The following is a 19,268-nucleotide window of genomic DNA, read 5'->3' as shown; positions in this document are numbered from 1 at the left end:
CCCGCACCAGGAAAAAGCCCGCCGGATGGCGGGCTTTTTCTTTGCCTCATTGCTGCAGGCGTCGCTCCGGGTCGCGGATGGACGCGAGATCGCGCGTGTTCTTCTGCACCGCGATCGCGGCGAACAGGCTCAGCGCGAAGGCCATGCCGTAGAAGCCCTTCTCGCTGAGCGTCAGGTCGATCGCGTTCGACAGGCCGACGACGAGCAGGGCCAGCGCCAGCAGGATCGAGAACCATGACAGCGCGTAGTAGAGATTCGTCACCGGAATCCCCTGGGCACGGTCGCGCACGCTCTTCTGGATCGAGATGGCGGAGAAGAGGCCGTACATCAGCACGGTGAAGTAGTAGCCCTTTTCGCTCAGCCCCATGGTGGCGTTCCACAGGCCGATGAGGAATGCGCTGACGCCGAGCAGAAGGGCCGACCACGAAGCGCCCATGAAGGCGTTGGAAGGTTTGCGGTTATCCATCGATTCCGTCCTTGTCGTTGCGTGCGATGCACGAAGGTTCACGCCCGCGAATCGGACGCGACGACACCGTGCAGTGCACGGGAGGGATTGGAAAGCCGAAAAATTCTGCGCCGCGCGCTGGACCTGGTGCGGCGCGCGTCAGTCGCGTGCGTCGCGATCGGCTTCGCGCCAGGAGCGCGCATCCTCCGGCAGATGCCCGTCCGGATCGTGCACGCGCAACATCCGCGCCGGCAGCTGGCTGGAGTTGAACAACACCAGGTTGGTGCCGCCCGCATGCGCGGCGGAGGGGAAGAGGATGCCCGCCGCGCCGGCATCGAGCGCGAGATCGCCCAGCACCCAGCTCGGCGGTTCGATGCGTTCGTCGAACGCGAGGCGGCGCCAGTTGCAGGCGTACTCGGACCAGATCGGCTCCCAGCGCCCGCTGTCGAAACCGTGCGAGAAATCCACCACCATCAGCGGACCGACGATGAAGGTCACCAGCGTGCCCGGCGGCAGCAGCAGTTCGTGCTGGCGGTATTCCTCCAGCGCGGTGGCGATGTCCTTCGAGAGGTAGAGCGCTTCCAGCCCCGGGCGGTTGAAGCGCCCGCCCTTGCGCGCGGCGCCTGCGCCGGAGGTCGGCGCGTGCGACCAGCGCGGGACGATGACGCGATACAGCGCGTCGCCATCGCCCAGTTCGCGCAGGATCATCCGGTGGCGCCGCCAGCGACCGATTCGATGTAGTCGATCACGACCTGCGCCTTGCCGGCCTGCACCAGCGCGTCGGCGGTGAGGTAATCGAATTCGGGCAGCGGGTCGTTCATGAACCAGAAGATCGCGCGCGTGCGATCGCCGCCGGCCGCGTCCTCGGCGGCGGCGAGCACGCGCACGACGTCGCGCAGGTATTGCTGGAGATGTTCGTTCTGCGGGCGCGCGGTCGGCGTGTTGCGGCTGACCCGGGCGCGCTCGGCCAGGCTCTGGATCTGCAGGCCCAGCGCGTCGCCGATGCGGCGCGGCGAGAGATAGACCTGCTCCGGTTCGCGCAGGGCTTCTGCAAGGCTGGCGACTGGCTTCATGACGGCGTTCATGGGGAACTCCGGTCGATACGTGCACGTACTATGCACGAAATATGCACCATATTCCACTGTCGCCCGATAAAGAAAAAACCCGGCAGCACAGGCTGCCGGGCTTCCATTCCGCCGGGAGGGGATGGCGGAGTCGATCGGAAAAAGAAACGCTAAAAGGAGAGAGAAAGTCGGGTCGTGCCCTGTTTACTTGACGCTCGGCTTCGAGCCGGCGCCGGCGGCCTTCACGGTCTTCTCGACCTCGCCCTGGACGCCGCGCGCGGCCGATTCGAACTGCGACTTGGCCAGTTCGGTGATCGCGCCGTGGGCCTTCAGGCTGCGGCCGAAGACTTCCTGGCCGGTGGCGATGCCGCGCTCGAGGTTCTCGCGGGCGACCTGCGCGCCCTTGGGCCACAGGGTCTTGAAGGAGTCGAAATCGCGCACTTCGGCCGCCTCGCCGAGGAAGGCGAAGGTGGCGTTCACGCGATCCTCGATCGCCGACAGTTGCAGGCCGAACACGGCCTCGGCGTTGTCGAGGGCCAGGCGGTTGACCTGTGCGGCAGCGTCCGCGAACTGGCGCGTCGCGGCGGCGAACTGTTCGTTGAACGGCTGGTACATGGCGATCTCCTGGCAATCCGGGAGGGAGGTCGGATTGTGCGGTGCAGCATAGCGCGGGTCTTGTTGCGGTGCAACAAGCCGCCGGATTGGATTCAGGGCCAATTGGGGCGGTGGAGCCGGGATGGCAGAATCGCGCTGCGGCGGGCTCGGCCGACGCAAAGATCGCCTAACAGGATGACCGGACGATGATCGACGCCCCCGACCGCCCCACGATCCTGCGTCGCTTGAAGGGGCTGGTCCGGCTGGCATTGCTCGGCACCGCCCTGTCGGGCGCGTTCGCGTTCCCCGTCGCGGCCCAGACGCCCGCGGCGAGCGGCGGACCGCCCTGCGTGGGCCTCGTCCTCGGCGGCGGCGGCGCGCGCGGTTCGGCCCACATCGGCGTGCTGAAGGTGCTCGAACGCGAGCGCATCCCCGTGTGCAAGGTCGCCGGCACCAGCATGGGTTCGATCGTCGGCGGCCTGTACGCCACCGGCTACACGCCGGCCGAGATGGAGGACCTGATCCGCACCATCGACTGGGCCGACATGTTCGTCGACGACCCGCCGCGCCCCGGCCAGCCGATGCGCCGCAAGGACGCCGACTTCCGTTACCTGCTCGACCTGGAGATCGGCTACGTCGATGGCCGCGTCGTGCTGCCGGTCGGCATCGTGCAGGGACAGAAGCTGCTGATGCTGATGCGCCGGCTGACGATTTCCACCTGGGACGTGCAGAACTTCGACCAGCTGCCGATCCCGTTCCGCGCCGTCGCGGCCGACATCATCAACGGCGACAAGGTGGTGTTCGCCGACGGCGACCTCGCGCTGGCGATCCGTTCGAGCATGTCGGTGCCGGGCGCGTTCGCGCCGGTGCGCGTGGGCGACCGCCTGCTGGTCGACGGCGGCATGGTCGACAACGTGCCGGTGGACGTCGTGCGCCAGATGGGCGCCGATCGCCTGATCGTCGTCGACGTCGGCTCGCCGTTGCACAAGGAAGACGCGCTGACCAATCCGCTGGTGATCATGGACCAGATGATCTCGGCGCTGATGACCGAGAAGACCGAGGCGACGCTCGCCACGCTGCGGCCGGAGGACGTGCTGATCCGCCCCGAGCTGGGCGACATCACCGCCGCGGAATTCAACCGCGGCGACGAAGCCATCGCGATCGGCGAACGCGCCGCCGAAGCGGCGCTGCCGCGGCTGCGCGCGCTGTCCGTGGACGAAGCGACCTACGCCGCGTATCGCGAACGCCAGCGCAAGCGCGAGTTCGATCCGAAACTCGTCGCGTTCCTCGACATCGTCGAAGGCCGTTCGCCGTCGGCGACGCGCGAGGTCGAGCGTGCGGTGGTGCAGAACGTCGGCCAGCCCTTCGATGCGGAGCGGCTGGAGCAGGACATCGGTACGGCCTACGGCGACGGGCGCTTCCAGCAGATCGATTACCGCCTGGTCGAACGCGACGGCCAGCCCGGACTGGAGATCATCCCGGCGGAGAAACCGTGGTCGGCGTTCGGCAGGCTCGGCTTCCAGCTCGACGACAACTTCAACGGCCGCAACAACTACATGGTGTCGGCCGAACTGACCTTCAGCGACGTCAACACGCTCGGCGCGGAGTGGCGCAACGTGATGCGGCTGGGGCGCATCACCGGCCTGCTGTCGGAGTTCTACCAGCCGTTCGGCCGGACCGGCGCGTTCTACATGAAGCCATCGCTGGAGCTGCGCAACGAATCCTTCCCCCTTTGGGCCGGCGGCGACCAGCTCGCCGAGTTCCGCATCAACCGTCGCCAGATGGCGGTGGAAGCCGGCTACACGCCGCAGCCGGAATGGCGCATCAGCGCCGCGCTGGTGCGCGGTCGCGACCGGGGCGACCTGCTGATCGGCAATCCCAGCGATTTCACCGGCAACAAGGAGAAATACGCCGGCGTCTTCTACAACGCGACCTGGGACACGCTGGACAACATCAACTTCCCCACGCGCGGCCTGCGCGTGAGCGCGGACCTGGAGACGTACCACGACGTTGCCGGCGCCAACGTCGAAGGAGACGTCGCGCGGCTCACCGCGGACTGGGCGCAGGCGTGGGGCCGCTACCACCTGCTGCTCGGCGCGAACCTGAGCAGCGCGCTGGAGGAGGACAGCTTCTTCCAGACGCAGGGTTTCCTCGGCGGCTTCCTCAACCTGTCGGGTTTCGACGAGCGCGCGCTGTTCGGCACGCAGACCGCCCTCGCTCGGGCAGTGATGTACCGGCGCACCGGCAACACGAGCCGGTTGTTCTCGCTGCCGATGTTCGTCGGCGCGAGCGTGGAGACGGGCAACGCATGGGCCATCAAGGACGACGTGGACGCGGACGACCTGATCCTCGCCGGCAGCCTCTTCATCGGTTTCAGCACGCCGCTGGGGCCGATGTTCCTGGCTTACGGCGGGAACGACGAAGGCGAGAGTTCCTGGTACCTCACGTTCGGATCGCTGCTGCGTCCTCAGGTGAAGTGAGGTTCGCGAGCGCGCCCGGCCGCGCTCGCCGAAGCATCAGGCCTTGTAGTGGCAGCCCGACGTGCAGGTCTCGTGCACGACCACTTCCGACAGCAGCGGCAGGGACGGCTTAAGGCGGTCCCAGATCCATTTGGCCAGGACTTCGCTGGTAGGGTTTTCCAGGCCTTCGATGTCGTTGAGGTAGTGGTGGTCGAGCCGGTCGTACAGCGGCTTGAAGGCCGCCTTGAGGTCGGCGAAATCCATGACCCAGCCCAGGTGCGGGTCGATCTCGCCCTCGACGTGGATCTCGATGCGGAAGCTGTGCCCGTGCAGGCGCGCGCACTTGTGGCCCTCGGGGACGTTGGGCAGCCGGTGCGCGGCTTCGAGCGTGAATGCCTTGAAGATCTTCATGCGCGCCAGTGTACCGCCGCGCCGTCGCCGGGGCGGTGCGACGGTCTCGGCGCTGTCGGCATCCAGACGTGAAACCCCATCGGGATTCCCGCCATGCCGAAGCTGCTCCGCACCGCCGCCGTCGCCCTGCTGCTGACCGTTTTCGCCGCCCATGCCGCGCCGGCCCCGCGCGACCGGGTCGACGCGGTGGCCGACGCGATCGCCGCGAACTATTTCGATCCCGCGCGCGGGAAGACCATCGCCGACGACCTGCGCCGCGACGCCGACACCGGCACCTTCGACACGCTCCAGCCGCAGGCCCTGGCCGACGCGCTGACCGCGCGGTTGCGACCGCTCGACCGCCACTTCCGCGTGCGCTGGGACGGCGATGCGTCGCCGCCCCGCGTGCCCGTGGGCCCGCGTCGTCCTCCGCAGGCACCGGCGAACCACGGCATCGCCAAGGTGGAAATGTTGCCGGGCGAGGTCGGTCATCTCCGCCTGGACCAGTTCGCACATTTCGAGTTCGACGATGCGGACGCGCCGGCGCGTCGCGCGATCGACGACGCGCTCGCGAAGCTCTCGGGATCGCGGGCGATGATCGTCGACCTGCGCGGCTGCCGCGGCGGATCGCCGAGCATGGTCGGTTACCTCGCCAGCGCGTTCCTCGCGCCGGGCGCCGACGTCTACAACACCTTCCACACGCGCACGCGCACGATGAGCGAAGCGCCGGCGATTCCGTACGCGACGCCGCGCACGCAGGTGCCGCTGTACGTGCTGGTCGATGGCGGCACCGGATCGGCGGCCGAGTCGTTCGCCTACACCCTCCAGAACGCGAAGCGCGCGACGATCGTCGGCGAGCGCAGCGCCGGCGCGGCGAACCCCGGCGCGATGATCGACGTGGGCGAGGGCTTCACCGTGTTCGTCTCCGACGGTTCGCCGGTGAACCCGATCACGCGCACGAACTGGGAAGCGACCGGCGTCGCGCCGGACGTCGCCGCGATTTCCGCCGACGCACTCGACGCCGCGCTCCGCCTCGCACGCGCGCGGTGATCGCGCGAAAGCCGCACGCGTACACGCCGGATTCGCAACGGTGAACGCAAGCCCCGCGCGAAGCGGGCGATATCGGCGATTTCACGCAGGGATACGGATTCACCTAGAAAGCTGTCGGCACCTTCAACGGAGCCACGACATGAAGATCCGTACGAATACGAAGCTGTTCGCCGCCGTGTTCGGCGCGGCGGCGATGATCGCCGCGGTGCCGATGGCCACGATGGCGCAGGATCGCGGCCAGACCGAGGTCGAAGAGGAAGGCGATTCGGCCCAACCGGTCAACGACACCTGGATCACCACCAAGGTGAAGGCCGACCTGATGGCGACCTCCGACGTGCCGGGCACCACGATCGACGTCGACACCACCAACGGCGTGGTGAAGCTGTCCGGCAGCGTCGACACCAAGGCGCAGCACGACAAGGCGATCGCCGTCGCCAAGAACATCAAGGGCGTCAAGAGCGTCGATGCGAAGGCGCTGAGCGTCGCCAAGGGCGGCGACCGGTAAGGGTGGAGCGGCCCGCGAGGGCCATGCGGGCGACGAACGCCCGGGTGTCCGCACCCGGGCGTTTTGTCGCCGCCGCGAGGAGGACGCAACCATGGCGAAAGAGAAGAAACCCACGTCGAAGGCGAACGGCACCGCCGCGAAGCAGCAGGCGATCCAGGCCCATGTCGAGGCGAAGGAGGCAAAGAAGCCGCCGGCGAAGAAGGCCGAGGCGAAGAAACCGCCCGTGCAGGCCGGCACGCGCCGGCAGCCGGAGAATCCGCTGCCCGAGCAGCACCAGAAGAAACCCGGGCACGAACACCAGCTCGATCCGCGCCCGCGATTCGAAGCGCCCGATTACCAGGGCAGCGGCAAGCTGCAGGACAAGGTCGCGATCGTCACCGGCGGCGATTCGGGCATTGGCCGTGCGGTGGCGGTGCTGTTCGCGCGCGAGGGCGCGGACGTGGCGATCGTCTACCTCAACGAACACGAGGATGCCGAGCAGACCCGCGCGGCGGTCGAGAACGAGGGCCGCCGCTGCCTGGTCATCCCGGGCGACGTGAAGGACTCCCGGTTCTGCGACAGCGCGGTGGCCGCGACGGTGCAGGCGTTCGGCAAGCTCGACATCCTGGTCAACAACGCGGCCTTCCAGATGCATACGCCGTCGCTGGAAGACCTCACCGACGAGCACCTGCAGGAAACCCTGCAGACCAACATCGCCGGCTATTTCCACATGGCGCGCGCCGCGCTCAAGCATCTCCCGCGCGGCGGCTGCATCCTCAACTCGGGTTCGGAAACGGGGCTGTTCGGCTCAAAGCAACTGCTCGACTACTCGGCGACGAAGGGCGCGATCCACGCTTTCACCAAATCGCTGGCGAGCAGCCTGCTCGAGCGGGGCATCCGCGTGAACGCGGTCGCACCGGGGCCGGTGTGGACGCCGTTGAATCCGGCCGACCGCTCGGCGGAGGACGTGGCGAAGTTCGGCGAGTCGAGCGACATGGGCCGTCCCGCGCAGCCGGAGGAGATTTCGCCGGCGTATGTGTTCCTGGCTTCGCCGGTGTGTTCGTCTTACATCAACGGGATTGTGTTGCCGGTGATGGGCGGGCCGTATGGCTGAACGGGCCGCGCTTGCGCGCCACTGGCGCGCGCGGCCCGCGAAGGACCGGCCGGGCAGGGCGATCCGACGCGCGCAACGTCCCGCCAGGAATGGCAGCGATCCCGGAACCCGTGCCAACGGCACTGCCGCGTGGCCTGCCGAACGACCGGCCATGGATGGCTGGGCAGGGCCATCCATAGGTTGAAGTGTTGCGCCATGGATGGCAGCGGTGCGGCGGCTCGGAGTGGCGCTTTCGCTTCTGCTCGTCGCGAAGGCAGGCATGACGAAGCACTCGTCCCATACGCGACACCCATGCGCTACGGGCTGGATCCCGGCCTTCGCGGGGACGACGGTGAGCCGGCGGATGTCCGTGAGTAGGCGAGATCATCGTGAGTAGGCGGGACCACCACGAGTGGGACTGAACGACAGGAAGCGTCCGCACAGCGCCTCGCCAACCCGTCCGCGCAAGAACACAGCAATCCCTCACCCCGCCACATCCTCCTCCACCACCTGCCGCTCCCGCAGCCGCGCCACCGCCGCCTCCTCGCGCGCGCCCATGATCATCTCCGCCAGCCACTTGATCAGGATCGCCGTGTACGCCTTCTGCGCCGGCTTCTGCGAAAACGCATGGTCGGCGCCCTCGATCACGCGCCGCGTCAGCGAGCGCGTGTCGTGCAGCGCGTTGGCGTAGTTGTCGATCACCGGATGCGGCACCACCGTGTCGTGCTCGGCGGCGACGAGCAGCGCGTGGCCGCGATAGTCGGCACACGCGCGCAGCACGCGGTTGTCGCGCCAGTCGATGCGGCGCTGGCGGTAGGCGGTGAGATCGGTGTCGATGTGCAGCTGCAGCTTCGGCAGCTCCCAGCCCTCGTCCTTGTAGATCGCCGGCGAACGCAGCGCGAGCCAGCGCACTGGCCGCAGCGCCGTCATCAGCGCGGCCAGGTAGCCGCCGTAACTGATGCCGACCACCGCGATCGCGCCCGGGTCGACGTTCGGCCGCGCGGCGAGCCAGTCGTAGGCGGCGAGCAGGTCGGCGAGGTTCTGCGGTCGATTGACCTTCTCCCAGTGGCGCGCGGTGCGCTCGTGCCCGCGCAGGTCGAAGGTGAGGCAGACGCAGCCGATGCCCGCGGCCTCGCGTGCGCGCACCAGGTCGTGTTCCTGGCTGCCGCCCCAGCCGTGCACGAAGAGCACGCCCGGCAGCTGCGAAGGCGGCGCGAGCACGGTGCCGCCGATGCGATCCTGCTCGACCTCCAGTTCGATGGTTTCGAGGCTAACGTCCATGCGCATCGTCCTGCGCGTCGAGCATGGCGTACTTCGTGATGGGGCCCACCGCCGGATCTTCGGCGCGGAACGAGACGTGCGCGCCGAGTGGCGGATCCACCAGCTCGTGGACTTCGACCGTCGACACGTTCACGCGCGACAGCTGCGGATCGCGATGCATCGCCTCCAGCGCGAGGACCTCCGCCGGCGTCGCACCGCCCACGCGCCAGGACTGTTCGAGCACGCCGGTGCGCGGCATGCCCGAGGGATCCACGCCGAGCGCCACGTCGTAGTTGCGACGCGAGGCGAAGAACGACGGATAAGCGCGCGACACCTCCGCGTCGTAGCGGATCGCGCAACGCAGCACGCGGCGCTCGGCTTCGTCTTCCAGCGTCGCGAGCAGATCGTTCAGGTCGCCGCGCAGGCACGCCAGCGTCGAGCCGCCGTAGGTCGCCACGCCGTCGCGATTGCGCGTGAGCCGCTGCATGCCGAAGTACGCGACGCGATGCGAGCCGACCGCCACGGTGCCGACGCTGTAGGTTTTCACCGGTTTGAGGTTGAGTTCGACCACCGCGCCCACCCGCGCGAGCGACTTCGGATCGAGCTGCGCGAGCGCGGCGTCGAGGGATTTGCGCTCGGTCGCGACCGACTGGCCGCTGCCGCCGATGCCGTCGGCGCGCTTGATCCGCGCCGGCAGTCCCTGTTCGAACAGCCGCTTCGCCGCGCGCGCGACGTCATCCACGCTGAATGCGGCGAAGCCGGGCAATGTCACGTCCTCCAACGCGCGGCCGAGCGCGTCCGACCAGCCTTCCGGCTTCGCGCGTGGCTCGTCGACGAGCGGATGGGTGATCGTCTTCGTCGCCACGAACGCGTGCGGCACCACGCCGCCCAGCAGCTGGTTCGGCCCGACGATGCCCAGTTCGTGCGCCTCATGCGTCAGCAGCGTGACGTCGGGCACGAAGAACGCCGGGCCGCGGTAGTCCGCGTCCGGCACGTGCACGCCGCCGTATGCGAATCCGAGCAGCGACGCCACGCGCTCGCCGATCCAGCGACCGGTGGCGGCTTCGTGTTCGCTGCGATGTTCCCGCCGTAACAGCTCGACCACGCAACCGGTGCCGTCGGCGCAGTGGCCGCGATCGGCATCGGGTGCGGTGGGGGTCCAGACTCCGCCGGCCGCCATCGCGAGCGTCAATCCGGTGCCTTGGCCGGCACGAACGGCGACACCGGATCGCTGGCCGGGAACGTCTCCTCCAGCGCCTGATCCTGGTTCTCGCTTTCGTGCTGTTTGCGCTTCTCGCGCTCGCGCGCGTCCTCGGGCTTGTCCTGCGTGGTCTTCTTGTCGTCCTTCAGCGGCGGGTCCTTGCGATCCTGCGACATGGTTGCCTCCGGGGGGGTGGCAGCATCGGTTGCATCGACGATACGACCGCGCCCGGGTAACGCGGCGTGATGGCGGCAGCTCGCGGAAAGTGGCTGTTCACGCGGCTTTCCGGGGCTCCGGCGGATGGTTCCGTCGCGGCGATCGGCCGCGCGACGGCATCGCGTATGGACTGGCACAGCAGGTTCGCCAAGGCGGCGGCGCGCTGGACGGGCAACGCGTCGTGTTTCGGGCTGGCGGCGCTGATCGTGATCGCGTGGTTGGTGAGCGGGCCGATGTTCGGGTTCAGCGACACCTGGCAGCTGATCATCAACACGGGAACGACGATCGTCACGTTCCTGATGGTGTTCCTGATCCAGAACACGCAGAACCGTGACACCGAGGCGATGCAGATCAAGCTCGACGAGCTCATCCGCGCGACGCGCCAGGCCGAGAACACGCTGCTGGACCTGGAGGAACTCGACCAGGCCGAACTCGATCGCCTGCGCGAGCGCTACGAGCAGCTCGCCCGGCTGGCGCGCGAACAGAGCCTGGCGCGGCAGCGAGATCCGGTCGCGCGGGAACACGAGCGCAAGGCGCGTTCGGCCGAACGCGAGATGCGGCGCGCCGATTCGGTCGACGAGCCGGAGAAGGACTGAACGCCTTCAGCGCCAGGCGCTGCCGACCTGGATGTAGAACGTCTCGTCCTCCGGTCCCCATGCGTAATCGACGCCGGTGTAGAGGCCGAGCACGCTGGCGATCTTGTAGCGCACGCCGGCGTCTTTCGCGACCTGGCTCGGCGCTTCGCCGAAATCGTTGTGGCGGCCCAGGTGCGGCCGGCGCGGAGAAAGCCGACCAGCGCGCCCGCCGGCGGGGCGATGGAAGAACGTCAGCGCCAATCCGCCGCCATAACCCACTGCCGGATCGCTGACGATGATCGGCGCGGGCAGGAAACCCTTGCGATCGAGCAGCCCGCGCGACATGGCGAACCGGCCGTCCTTCGGATCGTGCAGCAGGGCGCGCATGCCGGGCTTCCCGTCCTGCGCAGGCACGGCGGCATCCGCTTGCGTTTGCGCCATCGCCATGCCGCAGGTCAGCGTGCACGCAAGAAGCAGCGCGCCCACCCTCGCCAGGCGGCGGCGCATCAGTGCTCCGGCACGAGGAAGGTGACGACCAGGCGCACGCCCCAGTCGGGTCCGCCGCGCGGCGAGTCGGCGTAACCGCGCAGACCTCCGGCGAAGCTCAGTGTCTGGCTGCCGATGCGCGTGACTTTCGAGTAGACGACGTTGATCGGCACCGTCCACTGCTGGTTTTCCCAGTCGTAGGTGGATTCGGAGTTGAACGTGAGCGTGCGGCCACCCGGGAACTGACGCGCGAAGAACGGCTGCAGGAAGGTGTTGCTGATGTCGGGATCGTTGGCGGAACCGCCTAAGGACCAGATGTGGTTGGCGAGCGTGCCGACCGTCCAGTGCCTGCCTTGCCGCAGCACCAGCACGCTGGGCCCGGCGCCCCATTCGTCGACGCCCAGCATGTCGTTGCTGGCAGTGGGCAGGAGGAACACCGGTCCGATCCCCCACGTCACACCGCCCGCGGTGGGTTGCTTGGGTGAGAAGAAGAACGTGGGCGTGACGTTGCCTACGCCGAACTGGCTGCCGGAATTCCCCGCGATGTCCTCCTGGTAGATCACGGGCATGATGACGCGCGTGATCAGGTTCCAGTCCTGCGAGATCGACGCGGGAATGACCGGCTGGATGTTCAACGTCTGCTTCGTTCCGTCCTCGCTGCCGTAGCCGAAGTCGGCGTTGTACTGCAGCGGGATGCTGATCATCGATGCGACGGGATTGGACAGCTTCTTCGCCAGTTCGTCGGCGCTTTCCTGGGCGGACGCGACGGGTGCGGCGAGGACGATTGCGAAGGCGAAGAGAAGCGGGCGGATGTGTCGCATGTACGAAACTCCCTGTACGGTCAGAACGCCACGGTTGCGGTCACCATCAGCGGATCGCCTTCCAGGCGACGCTTGACGTCGAATTCCTTCAACCAGCGTGCGGCGAATTCGACCTGGCCGCCGTCCCATTTCTTCGAGTAATTGACGATCGGCCCCAGCGCGAGCGAATGGCCCTTGAAGCCGTTGAGGCGGTCGGCCACGGGGCCTTCGTCGTCTTCCAGCTGTTCGATCCAGCCGCCGATGCCGCCCACGCCCCAGCCGTTGGCGAAGCGCTTGACCAGCATCGAGTCCATGCGGAAGACGGCGCCGTTCTTGTAATCGGTGGCGTCGTTCTTCGTGTAGAAATCGACGGCGGCCACCGTGGTGAATTCCAGCGTGCCTTTCTGCATCAGCTGCGTGTAGCCGACCGTGGGCGAGTAGGTCCAGTTGTTGAGGCTCAGGTTCGCCAGCCGGTCCGGGTCGTAGCTGCCCCAGTCGGTGTAGATATAGAGCGCAAGGCTCAGGTGCCGCGTCTGGTCGAAGTGATAGCCGGCGATGAGCGGGGCGAAGAAGGGATCGAACACGTCCCAGTCGGCCTTGTCCTTCACCTCGCCGGTGAGCGGGCCGATCGAAACGTCGGCGGTCACGTCGACGGTGGCGAACGGCAACGTCGCCATCGAGGCGAAGTTCCAGCGGCCCTCGCCGGTGTCCCACACGTACAGGCCGGTGATGCTGAGCATGTCGAAGTCCGCGTCCAGGCCCAGCGTCAGCAGGTTGTTCACCGGCACTTCGCGGGCGCCGCCGATCTCACCCGAGTAGTGGACATAGCCGACCGCCGCGTTGAAGCCCGGCGTCGGCGGCACGACGCCGGCGAAGGACTGCACGGACGTGCCGGTGATGGTGCGGCCCAGCGCGCCTTCGGTGGCGTGCACAGGCATGGCGAGCGCGGCGCACGACAACGCGAGGCCGGACACGAGCAGATGTCGGGTGTTCATCGTTCTCTCTCCATGACGAGTTCACGCTCGCTTTTTCGAAGCGTCTTCCGGCGGCGATCTTGCGGGGTGCGGCGTGCGTGTCGGGCCGAGCCTTCAAGGCCTCCTTAGCGGCGGCGGAAACCACCGCCGCGGAAGCCGCCGCCGCCCAGTCCCGGACGGAATCCGCCGACCGGACGCTGCATGCCGCCCGCGGGGCGATCGATGCCGCCGCCGCGCTGGAAGTTGTTGCCGCCGCCGCGTTCGAAATTGCCGCCATGCTGGAAGCCGCCGCCCTGGCTCTGGAACGCCGCGGGATTCAACTGGCCACCGCCGCCGCGGACGCGCTCGTCGCCGCGCTCGCGCGCGATGCGGTCGCCGTCGAGCGCACTGGAATCGAGGTCCTGTCGCGTCTGGCCGGAGAGGTTCTGCGAACGATCGGGCCGTTCGACCTGCGTCCAGCCGTTCCCGTCATGCTTGTAGACGTTGCCGTCGCGACCGGCGTAGACGTTGTCGTTCACCTCGACCACGCCGCCGCGATTCAACGTGCCGGTGTCGGCGTTGTAGTGGAAGCCGCCCGCGCCGCGCGCGTCGCGGCCGTTCGGGCCCTGCGTGTTGAAGGCGCCGCCCGCCGCCGCGCCGTTTGGCCCGATCGCAGCGCCGCCGGCCGCCTGCGTGACGCGGCCGGTGCTGGTGTTCACCACGGTGCGCTCGCCGGCGCGCGCGGCCTGGCCGGTATACGGATTCACCGCCGTCGCCGTGCCGCCGGCGACCACGCGTCCGGTCTGCGGGTTGTAGCGGATGCCCTGCGCGCCAGCGGAGGTGGTTCCGGTGTAGACGTTGGTGTTGATGCCCGCGCGGCCAACGCCGCGACCGCCGGTCGCTTCGTTGTAGTACCCGCCACGTCCGCCACGGCCGACGTTTCCGGTCCACGGATCGGCCCACGCGGCGGCGGTGCCGCGCACGGTGGCGTTACCCCAATGGTCGTAGACGTTCCAGGCCGCCGCGCCGCCGCCCCACCATCCGTACGGGTAGGCCGGTCCGTACCACGGGCCCCACCACGGGCTGTACGGGCCGTACCAGCCGTCGTTCCAGCCCCAGCCCCAGCCGAAGGTCCAGCCGACCCACGCGTTCCATCCGAAGTACGCGCCCATGCCATACGTGGCGGGACAGCCGTACCAGTAGGCGCCGACCCAGGGCGTGCAGGCGTAACCGGTGCCGTAGACCACGACGTTGTCGGTGACGACGGTGCCGTAATAGCCCGGCGTGTAGCCGACGTACACCTCGTCGTCGTCTTGCCCGTACACGCGCACGTAGGTGACGTAGTGCAGCGGCGAGCGGGTAGGAATGGCGTAGACCGCCGGCGGCACGCTGGTCGCGACGGTCCACGGCCCGGTGGGTGAGGACGCGGCGAACCAGATGCCCTTGTCCACGGCGTAGTAACTGTCGCTCGCCACGCGGATCACCGGCACGGGTGTGTTGCGCGCGTACTGCAGCGCGGTGCCTTCGATGTTCGCGAACTGCGGCGCGCCGTCATAGGTGACGGTGAGCGTCGCCTGGCCCTTCTTCACCGTGGCGGTCTGCGGGATGTCGTTGGCGATCAGCGCTTCCTTGGATTCCGGTGTGCCGGGAATCGACGCGAGCACGCCGCTCTTCGGACTGTCCGGCGGTATCTTCGCGAAGTCCGCCGGCAGGCGCCCCGGCGCCACGTGCGTCCACGGTCCCCTGCTGCCCGGCGCAGTGAACCAGCGTCCCGACACCAGCACGTACCACGCGTTGTCGGCGGCGCCATCGACGAACACGTCCGCGCCGGTGTTGGCGATATAGCTCAGCTTGGTGCGCGGGACCGCGGCGAACTGCGGATCCCCCTGGGCGGTGATCAGTTCCGCCGGGTGCGTGCGCACGTACAGGTCGGGCAGGCCGCCGTTCGCGAATGCCTGCGCGAGCGCTTCGGGCGGTTTGTCGAGGGTGTCCACCTGTTTCGACGACACCGCCTGCTGCATCGCCTGCGTGAGGTTCGCATCGACCGTCGGCGCAGCGCTCCACGGGCCGTCGAGCGACGCCGCCTTCGCCCAGTGTCCGCCGAGGTAGGTGTAGTACTCACCGTTGCTACGCAGCAGCAGCGAGCGGCTGTTGATCACGCGCTGCACGCCGGCGACGCCGCTGGGCTTCAGCGCGGGCGCGCCGTCCACCAGGATCAGCACCGACGGACGGGTGCCGAACAGGATCTCGGGCGGATCGTTGCGGACCGGCAACGACGGCGGCGTTTTCGCGTCGACGGCGGCGATCGCCAGCGCCGACTCCAGCTGGTCGAGCGATACCGTGAGCGTGGACTGCTGCTTCAGCTGCGCGCGTGCCAGTTCGAGATACCGCGCCTGCTTCGCGGACGCGGTCGGGAAGCTCGCGCCGGTCAGCTGCATGTCGCCGAGCACGACCGCGCGCGCGTCCTTGTCGATCTGCGTGCGCGCCTGGAACGTCACCACGCCGTGGTCGGCCGTCTGTTCCGGCTTGCCGTCGGCGCCACTGTGCGTTCCGGTCTTCACCGACATCGCGAAGCGGCCCTTGAGCTGGTTGTCCTTCCAGCTTTCGTACTGGGGCTGGTGGACGTTGAACGTCGTGCCGCTCTGCGTGAACTCGCGCGGGAACGGTCGCGCATCGATGTTCGCCGCAGCGACAGGCGATGGTTGCGCCAGCGCCATCCCGATGCCGGCGACGCCCGCGATCGATCCGAGCAAGGCCAGCGTCGCTCCAAGTACCAACGAAATCTTGCGCATGGGGACTCCGTTGCATGCGCACGTCCAGAGCGGGCTTTGAGCGTGCGGGTTCGAGGGAGATGCGACTGATGGTGGCAGAGGAGTCGGTGGCCGAAAGTCGGAAAAAGCCGCGTCGACGAGTCGGATATGTGGACGCGAAGCGGAGGTCGAGACGGCGATCAACGAAGCACGAAGCACGATGCACGACCTGCCTGCTGTCGATGCGTCGCAGGCGGTGCATCGCCCGAGGGAAAGCACGCGCGCCGCACCACTGGGTGGCGATTACGTACGTGTGTGTTCGATGCGGAAGAAAGCGTTCGCCGAGCGCATTCGTGCGCTGCGATCGATGACTGGCGCCGTGCAGCCGCGGTCAGGCAATGGTTGCCCGTTCGACATCGTCTTTCCCTCCCGACAGTCCGAATGCCCGGTGGCCTGTGTCGCTCGCGGACGACCGCCGCGCGCTGACGAGGATGCGCGAAAGCCGTGGTTTCACCGCCGCAACATTTCCGGCAATTCAGCGTGAAATCGCTGTGACGACGATGCGAACGCGTGCGCGTTCAGGCTGGGCGACGGCGAAGCCGTCGATAAGCGGCGCGTGCAGGCGCTGCCCGCTTAGCCGCGCGCCGCGATCCCTTCGCGATGATTGCGCGACGCGGTGAACGCGGACGGATGCTCGCCGATCCGGAACCCCATTCCGGGGATCGTCTGCAGCAGCGGCGTTTCGCGCCCGCGGTCGATGGCCTTGCGCAGGATGTACAGGTGGCTGCGCAGCGAATCCGAATCCGGCGGCTCGTCGCGCCACACCTCGCGCTGGATTTCCTCGCGGCTCACCACGCGCGGCGCTTCGCGCATCAGCAGGTGCAGGATCTGGAAACCGATCGGCGTGAGGTGGATCGGGACGCCGGCGCGTTCGGCGCTCATCGCGTGCGGATCGAGCACCAGGTCCCCGACGCGGATCGGTTCGCTCGCGGTCTTGCGCGAACGGCGCATCAGCCCGCGCAGCCGCGCTTCGAGTTCCTCGATCGAGAACGGCTTGGTGAGGTAATCGTCGGCGCCCGCTTCCAGTCCTTCCACACGGTCCTGCACGGTGTCGCGCGCGGTCAGCATGAGGATGGGCGTCGCGCGCCGCTGCTCCTGGCGGATGCGCCGGCAGACCTCCACGCCGTCGATGCGTGGCAGGTTGCGATCGAGCAGGATCGCGTCGTAGGGATTGTTCGCGGACAGCCGCAGCGCTTCCGCGCCATCGCGGGCGAAGTCGACTTCATAGCCGCCCGCCTCGAAGAAACCGCCGAGCATCTCCGCGATGGGAAGATGGTCCTCGACGATCAGGATGAGTCGGCCGTTGTGGTTCATGTGTCTACCGGATGCTGAAAAAACCGCTGTATTTCAAAGTTCGGTGAAGACTCGTGACGCGAACGTGAGATTCGCTGAACGAAGCGGGCGACGTGGCCCATTCACGATTTCGTCGCCGCGCCACACACATCATCGCTGCATTCCAATTGCAACTGGTGCATCGCGATGGCCAGCGCCGAACACGACCTGCGCGTGATCAACAGCCTCATCGAGACCACCATCGACAGCGTCGACGGTTACCGCGAAGCCGCACGCGAGGCCCGCATTCCCACGCTGCGCACGTTGTTCGAACGCCGCGCCAGCGAACGCCAGGCGGTGGTGGCCGCGTTGCAGGCGTTCGTCGTCTCGAAGGGCGGAAAACCGCAGGACGATGGCACCGTGCTCGCGGCGGCGCATCGTGTGTTCGTCGACCTGCGCTCGGCGCTCGACAACGGCGACGAGGCGGTGGTGAAGGAAGTCGAGCGCGGCGAGGACCACATCAAGCGAAAGTACGGCGATGCATTGAAGGACATCGAACTCACGCCGGCCGCGCGCGATGCGATCGAGAACGCGTACGCGTCGGTGAAACGCGGCCATGACGAGATGAGCCGGCTCAAGCAGGGGTTCGAGGGGCTCGGCTGAATGGCACGAGTCGACCAGCCGGGAAGTACCGCATGAATCCCGACGCGATCGGCTGGCTGGCATCGCTCGTGCTGCTGGCGACGCTGGTCCGGCAGATCGTCACGATGGCGCGCGATCCCGACGCGAAAGGCGTGTCGCGGTGGCTGTTCCTCGGGCAGTGCGTGGCGTCCGTCGGCTTCGTCGTCTACAGCCTGATGGTGAACAACCTCGTCTTCGTCGCGACCAATGCGGCGATCCTGGTCACGGCGATCGTGGGGCAGTGCCTCGTCGCACGACGGAAGTCGCGGCGCTCGAGCGGCTGAGTGCGCGTGTTCAGGCCCGGCACGCAGGCAACAAAAAACCCGCCATCGCGGCGGGTTCTCGAAGGTCTTCGCAGTGGTGGCTATGGGTGGACTCGAACCACCGACCCCAGCATTATGAGTGCTGTGCTCTAACCGGCTGAGCTACATAGCCCCGCGAAGAATCGCGAATTATTCACGCCTGAAGGGGCGTCGTCAATCGCTCCGTGAATTGCCGGCGCCGGGTTGTCGGGCCGGGCAGGGGCATGGCAGAGTCGGGGACAGTGAATTCAGGAGTCCGCATCGTGATCGATCCGGACGGCTACCGGCCCAACGTCGGCATCGTCCTGATGCACCCCGACGGACGCGTGTTCTGGGCGCGCCGCGTGCATCGCGACGGATGGCAGTTCCCGCAAGGCGGGATGAACAGCGACGAGACGCCGCTGGAGGCCATGTATCGCGAGCTTCGCGAGGAAACGGGCCTGCTGCCCGAACACGTCGAGGTCCTCGGCGCCACCCCGGGCTGGCTGCGTTACCGCCTGCCGGAGCGGGCGATCCGCCGCAACGACCGGCTGGTGTGCATCGGCCAGAAGCAGGTGTGGTTCCTGCTGCGCCTGACCGGCCAGGAATCCGACCTGCGCCTGGACCTGACCGATAAGCCCGAATTCGACCATTGGCGCTGGGTGGACTTCTGGTACCCGGTCGAGCACGTGGTGATGTTCAAGCGTTCCGTCTACGCCCGCGCGCTGCGGCACCTGGCGCCGGCGGCGCGGCAGGTCGCCGGGCCGCAGGCGGTGCCGGCGCCCGGGCCGGATTTCCAGAGCGAGCGCGCCAACCGCAGCCGGCGGTCGCCCTGGCGCGGCGCCGGGTTTCGTCCCGGTTAATTGACAATCATTCTCATTCGTGGCGGAATGGCGCTGCAGCCGATCCGGCTGCCTGCTCCGAACACCGCCGCCGTGTACGTCTGCATCTGCAATGGGGTCACCGATCACGACATCCGCTCGGCTGCCGAGGCCGGTTGCCGCAGTGTGACCGAACTGACCATGCGGACCGGCGCCGGCGCCAACTGCGGTAGCTGCCTGGACATGGCCGCCTCGCTGCTGGACGCCGCCCACGCCGTGCGCGAGCTGCCCTTCGCGGTGATGCAGGAAGCCGCCTGAGCTTTTCTCCCAAGC

23 protein-coding genes and 1 tRNA gene are annotated in these 19,268 nt (G+C 68.0%); 10 read left to right on the top strand and 14 right to left on the bottom strand.

All coding sequences use genetic code 11. From position 1 onward, the window contains the following. Positions 1–46: 46 nt before the first annotated feature. The 4 genes from yiaA to I4U41_RS16355 form a co-directional block, all read right to left on the bottom strand. Positions 47–466, bottom strand: a complete 420-nt coding sequence (gene yiaA, locus I4U41_RS16370) for an inner membrane protein YiaA (protein WP_206862242.1) — start codon at positions 464–466, stop codon at positions 47–49. Between the two features lie 138 nt (positions 467–604). After that, positions 605–1,153 carry an RES family NAD+ phosphorylase gene (locus I4U41_RS16365; protein ID WP_206862241.1) on the bottom strand — a complete coding sequence of 183 codons (549 nt, stop codon included), beginning with the start codon at positions 1,151–1,153 and terminating at the stop codon, positions 605–607. Next, the gene (locus I4U41_RS16360) at positions 1,150–1,530 is read right to left on the bottom strand and encodes a DUF2384 domain-containing protein (protein WP_206862240.1); all 381 of its coding nucleotides are present in this window, start codon (positions 1,528–1,530) and stop codon (positions 1,150–1,152) included. The genes I4U41_RS16365 and I4U41_RS16360 overlap by 4 nt, the downstream gene beginning before the upstream one ends. A gap of 183 nt (positions 1,531–1,713) precedes the next feature. Then, complete coding sequence (locus I4U41_RS16355; RefSeq protein ID WP_206862239.1) at positions 1,714–2,124, bottom strand: phasin family protein; 411 nt, start codon at positions 2,122–2,124, stop codon at positions 1,714–1,716. A gap of 185 nt (positions 2,125–2,309) precedes the next feature. Here I4U41_RS16355 and I4U41_RS16350 point away from each other — a divergent pair, with 185 nt between their 5' ends. After that, positions 2,310–4,583 (top strand): patatin-like phospholipase family protein, encoded by a 2,274-nt coding sequence (locus I4U41_RS16350; protein WP_206862238.1) that lies wholly within the window; start codon positions 2,310–2,312, stop codon positions 4,581–4,583. A gap of 36 nt (positions 4,584–4,619) precedes the next feature. Here the strand turns inward: I4U41_RS16350 and queD are convergent, their stop codons facing one another. Beyond that, the gene (gene queD, locus I4U41_RS16345) at positions 4,620–4,973 is read right to left on the bottom strand and encodes a 6-carboxytetrahydropterin synthase QueD (protein WP_206862237.1); all 354 of its coding nucleotides are present in this window, start codon (positions 4,971–4,973) and stop codon (positions 4,620–4,622) included. Between the two features lie 93 nt (positions 4,974–5,066). On the opposite strand from queD, the gene I4U41_RS16340 reads away from it, so the two are divergent. From I4U41_RS16340 to I4U41_RS16330, 3 genes are all read left to right on the top strand, one after another. Then, entirely contained in the window at positions 5,067–6,002 is a 936-nt protein-coding gene (locus I4U41_RS16340; protein WP_206862236.1) for a S41 family peptidase, read from the top strand. 139 nt (positions 6,003–6,141) lie between these two features. After that, positions 6,142–6,507, top strand: coding sequence for a BON domain-containing protein (locus I4U41_RS16335; protein ID WP_206862235.1), 366 nt, complete (start codon positions 6,142–6,144; stop codon positions 6,505–6,507). A 91-nt stretch (positions 6,508–6,598) separates the two neighbouring features. Beyond that, positions 6,599–7,600 carry an SDR family oxidoreductase gene (locus I4U41_RS16330; RefSeq protein WP_206862234.1) on the top strand — a complete coding sequence of 334 codons (1,002 nt, stop codon included), beginning with the start codon at positions 6,599–6,601 and terminating at the stop codon, positions 7,598–7,600. A 462-nt stretch (positions 7,601–8,062) separates the two neighbouring features. On the opposite strand, the gene I4U41_RS16325 is transcribed toward I4U41_RS16330, so the two are convergent. From I4U41_RS16325 to I4U41_RS16315, 3 genes are read right to left on the bottom strand one after another with little or no spacing between them, the layout of a single operon-like run. Then, a complete protein-coding gene (locus I4U41_RS16325) occupies positions 8,063–8,860 on the bottom strand; it encodes an alpha/beta hydrolase family protein (protein WP_242525304.1) in 798 nt (265 codons plus the stop codon). Further along, positions 8,850–10,019: a DUF3182 family protein gene (locus tag I4U41_RS16320; protein WP_206862232.1), complete on the bottom strand. Its 1,170-nt coding sequence runs from the start codon at positions 10,017–10,019 to the stop codon at positions 8,850–8,852. Before I4U41_RS16320 ends, I4U41_RS16325 begins: the two co-directional genes overlap by 11 nt. A gap of 8 nt (positions 10,020–10,027) precedes the next feature. Next, a complete protein-coding gene (locus I4U41_RS16315) occupies positions 10,028–10,216 on the bottom strand; it encodes a hypothetical protein (protein WP_206862231.1) in 189 nt (62 codons plus the stop codon). Positions 10,217–10,381: 165 nt separating this feature from the next. Here I4U41_RS16315 and I4U41_RS16310 point away from each other — a divergent pair, with 165 nt between their 5' ends. Further along, positions 10,382–10,852 (top strand): low affinity iron permease family protein, encoded by a 471-nt coding sequence (locus I4U41_RS16310; protein WP_206862230.1) that lies wholly within the window; start codon positions 10,382–10,384, stop codon positions 10,850–10,852. Positions 10,853–10,858: 6 nt separating this feature from the next. Here the strand turns inward: I4U41_RS16310 and I4U41_RS16305 are convergent, their stop codons facing one another. The 4 genes from I4U41_RS16305 to I4U41_RS16290 all read right to left on the bottom strand — a co-directional run bounded on the left by I4U41_RS16305 (position 10,859) and on the right by I4U41_RS16290 (position 15,862). Continuing rightward, complete coding sequence (locus I4U41_RS16305; RefSeq protein ID WP_206862229.1) at positions 10,859–11,338, bottom strand: hypothetical protein; 480 nt, start codon at positions 11,336–11,338, stop codon at positions 10,859–10,861. Then, the gene (locus I4U41_RS16300; RefSeq protein WP_242525303.1) at positions 11,338–12,138 is read right to left on the bottom strand and encodes a transporter; all 801 of its coding nucleotides are present in this window, start codon (positions 12,136–12,138) and stop codon (positions 11,338–11,340) included. Before I4U41_RS16300 ends, I4U41_RS16305 begins: the two co-directional genes overlap by 1 nt. Positions 12,139–12,158: 20 nt before the next feature. After that, positions 12,159–13,112: a SphA family protein gene (locus I4U41_RS16295; protein WP_206862228.1), complete on the bottom strand. Its 954-nt coding sequence runs from the start codon at positions 13,110–13,112 to the stop codon at positions 12,159–12,161. Positions 13,113–13,216: 104 nt separating this feature from the next. Then, positions 13,217–15,862, bottom strand: a complete 2,646-nt coding sequence (locus tag I4U41_RS16290) for a hypothetical protein (protein ID WP_206862227.1) — start codon at positions 15,860–15,862, stop codon at positions 13,217–13,219. Positions 15,863–16,040: 178 nt separating this feature from the next. Here I4U41_RS16290 and I4U41_RS16285 point away from each other — a divergent pair, with 178 nt between their 5' ends. Beyond that, positions 16,041–16,364, top strand: a complete 324-nt coding sequence (locus I4U41_RS16285; protein ID WP_206862226.1) for a hypothetical protein — start codon at positions 16,041–16,043, stop codon at positions 16,362–16,364. 89 nt (positions 16,365–16,453) lie between these two features. Here I4U41_RS16285 and I4U41_RS16280 read toward each other — a convergent pair whose 3' ends face one another. Then, positions 16,454–17,194: a response regulator transcription factor gene (locus I4U41_RS16280; protein ID WP_206862225.1), complete on the bottom strand. Its 741-nt coding sequence runs from the start codon at positions 17,192–17,194 to the stop codon at positions 16,454–16,456. Positions 17,195–17,359: 165 nt separating this feature from the next. Here I4U41_RS16280 and I4U41_RS16275 point away from each other — a divergent pair, with 165 nt between their 5' ends. Then, positions 17,360–17,815 (top strand): PA2169 family four-helix-bundle protein, encoded by a 456-nt coding sequence (locus I4U41_RS16275; RefSeq protein WP_206862224.1) that lies wholly within the window; start codon positions 17,360–17,362, stop codon positions 17,813–17,815. A 32-nt stretch (positions 17,816–17,847) separates the two neighbouring features. After that, on the top strand, positions 17,848–18,117 hold the full coding sequence (locus tag I4U41_RS16270) for a hypothetical protein (RefSeq protein WP_206862223.1): 270 nt from the start codon (positions 17,848–17,850) through the stop codon (positions 18,115–18,117). A gap of 74 nt (positions 18,118–18,191) precedes the next feature. Here I4U41_RS16270 and I4U41_RS16265 read toward each other — a convergent pair. Further along, a tRNA-Met gene (locus tag I4U41_RS16265) sits at positions 18,192–18,268 on the bottom strand. 130 nt (positions 18,269–18,398) lie between these two features. Between I4U41_RS16265 and I4U41_RS16260 the strand changes: the two genes are divergently transcribed. Then, a complete protein-coding gene (locus tag I4U41_RS16260) occupies positions 18,399–18,977 on the top strand; it encodes an RNA pyrophosphohydrolase (RefSeq protein ID WP_206862222.1) in 579 nt (192 codons plus the stop codon). A 72-nt stretch (positions 18,978–19,049) separates the two neighbouring features. Then, positions 19,050–19,253 (top strand): (2Fe-2S)-binding protein, encoded by a 204-nt coding sequence (locus I4U41_RS16255; protein WP_115841834.1) that lies wholly within the window; start codon positions 19,050–19,052, stop codon positions 19,251–19,253. The last annotated feature ends 15 nt before the right edge of the window (positions 19,254–19,268 follow it).

Origin of the sequence: Lysobacter changpingensis, assembly GCF_017308985.1 — a bacterium.
Lineage (GTDB): Bacteria > Pseudomonadota > Gammaproteobacteria > Xanthomonadales > Xanthomonadaceae > Lysobacter_J > Lysobacter_J changpingensis.
The sequence above is the reverse complement of the archived record's forward strand: the minus strand, read 5'-3'. Positions and strand labels throughout refer to the sequence as shown.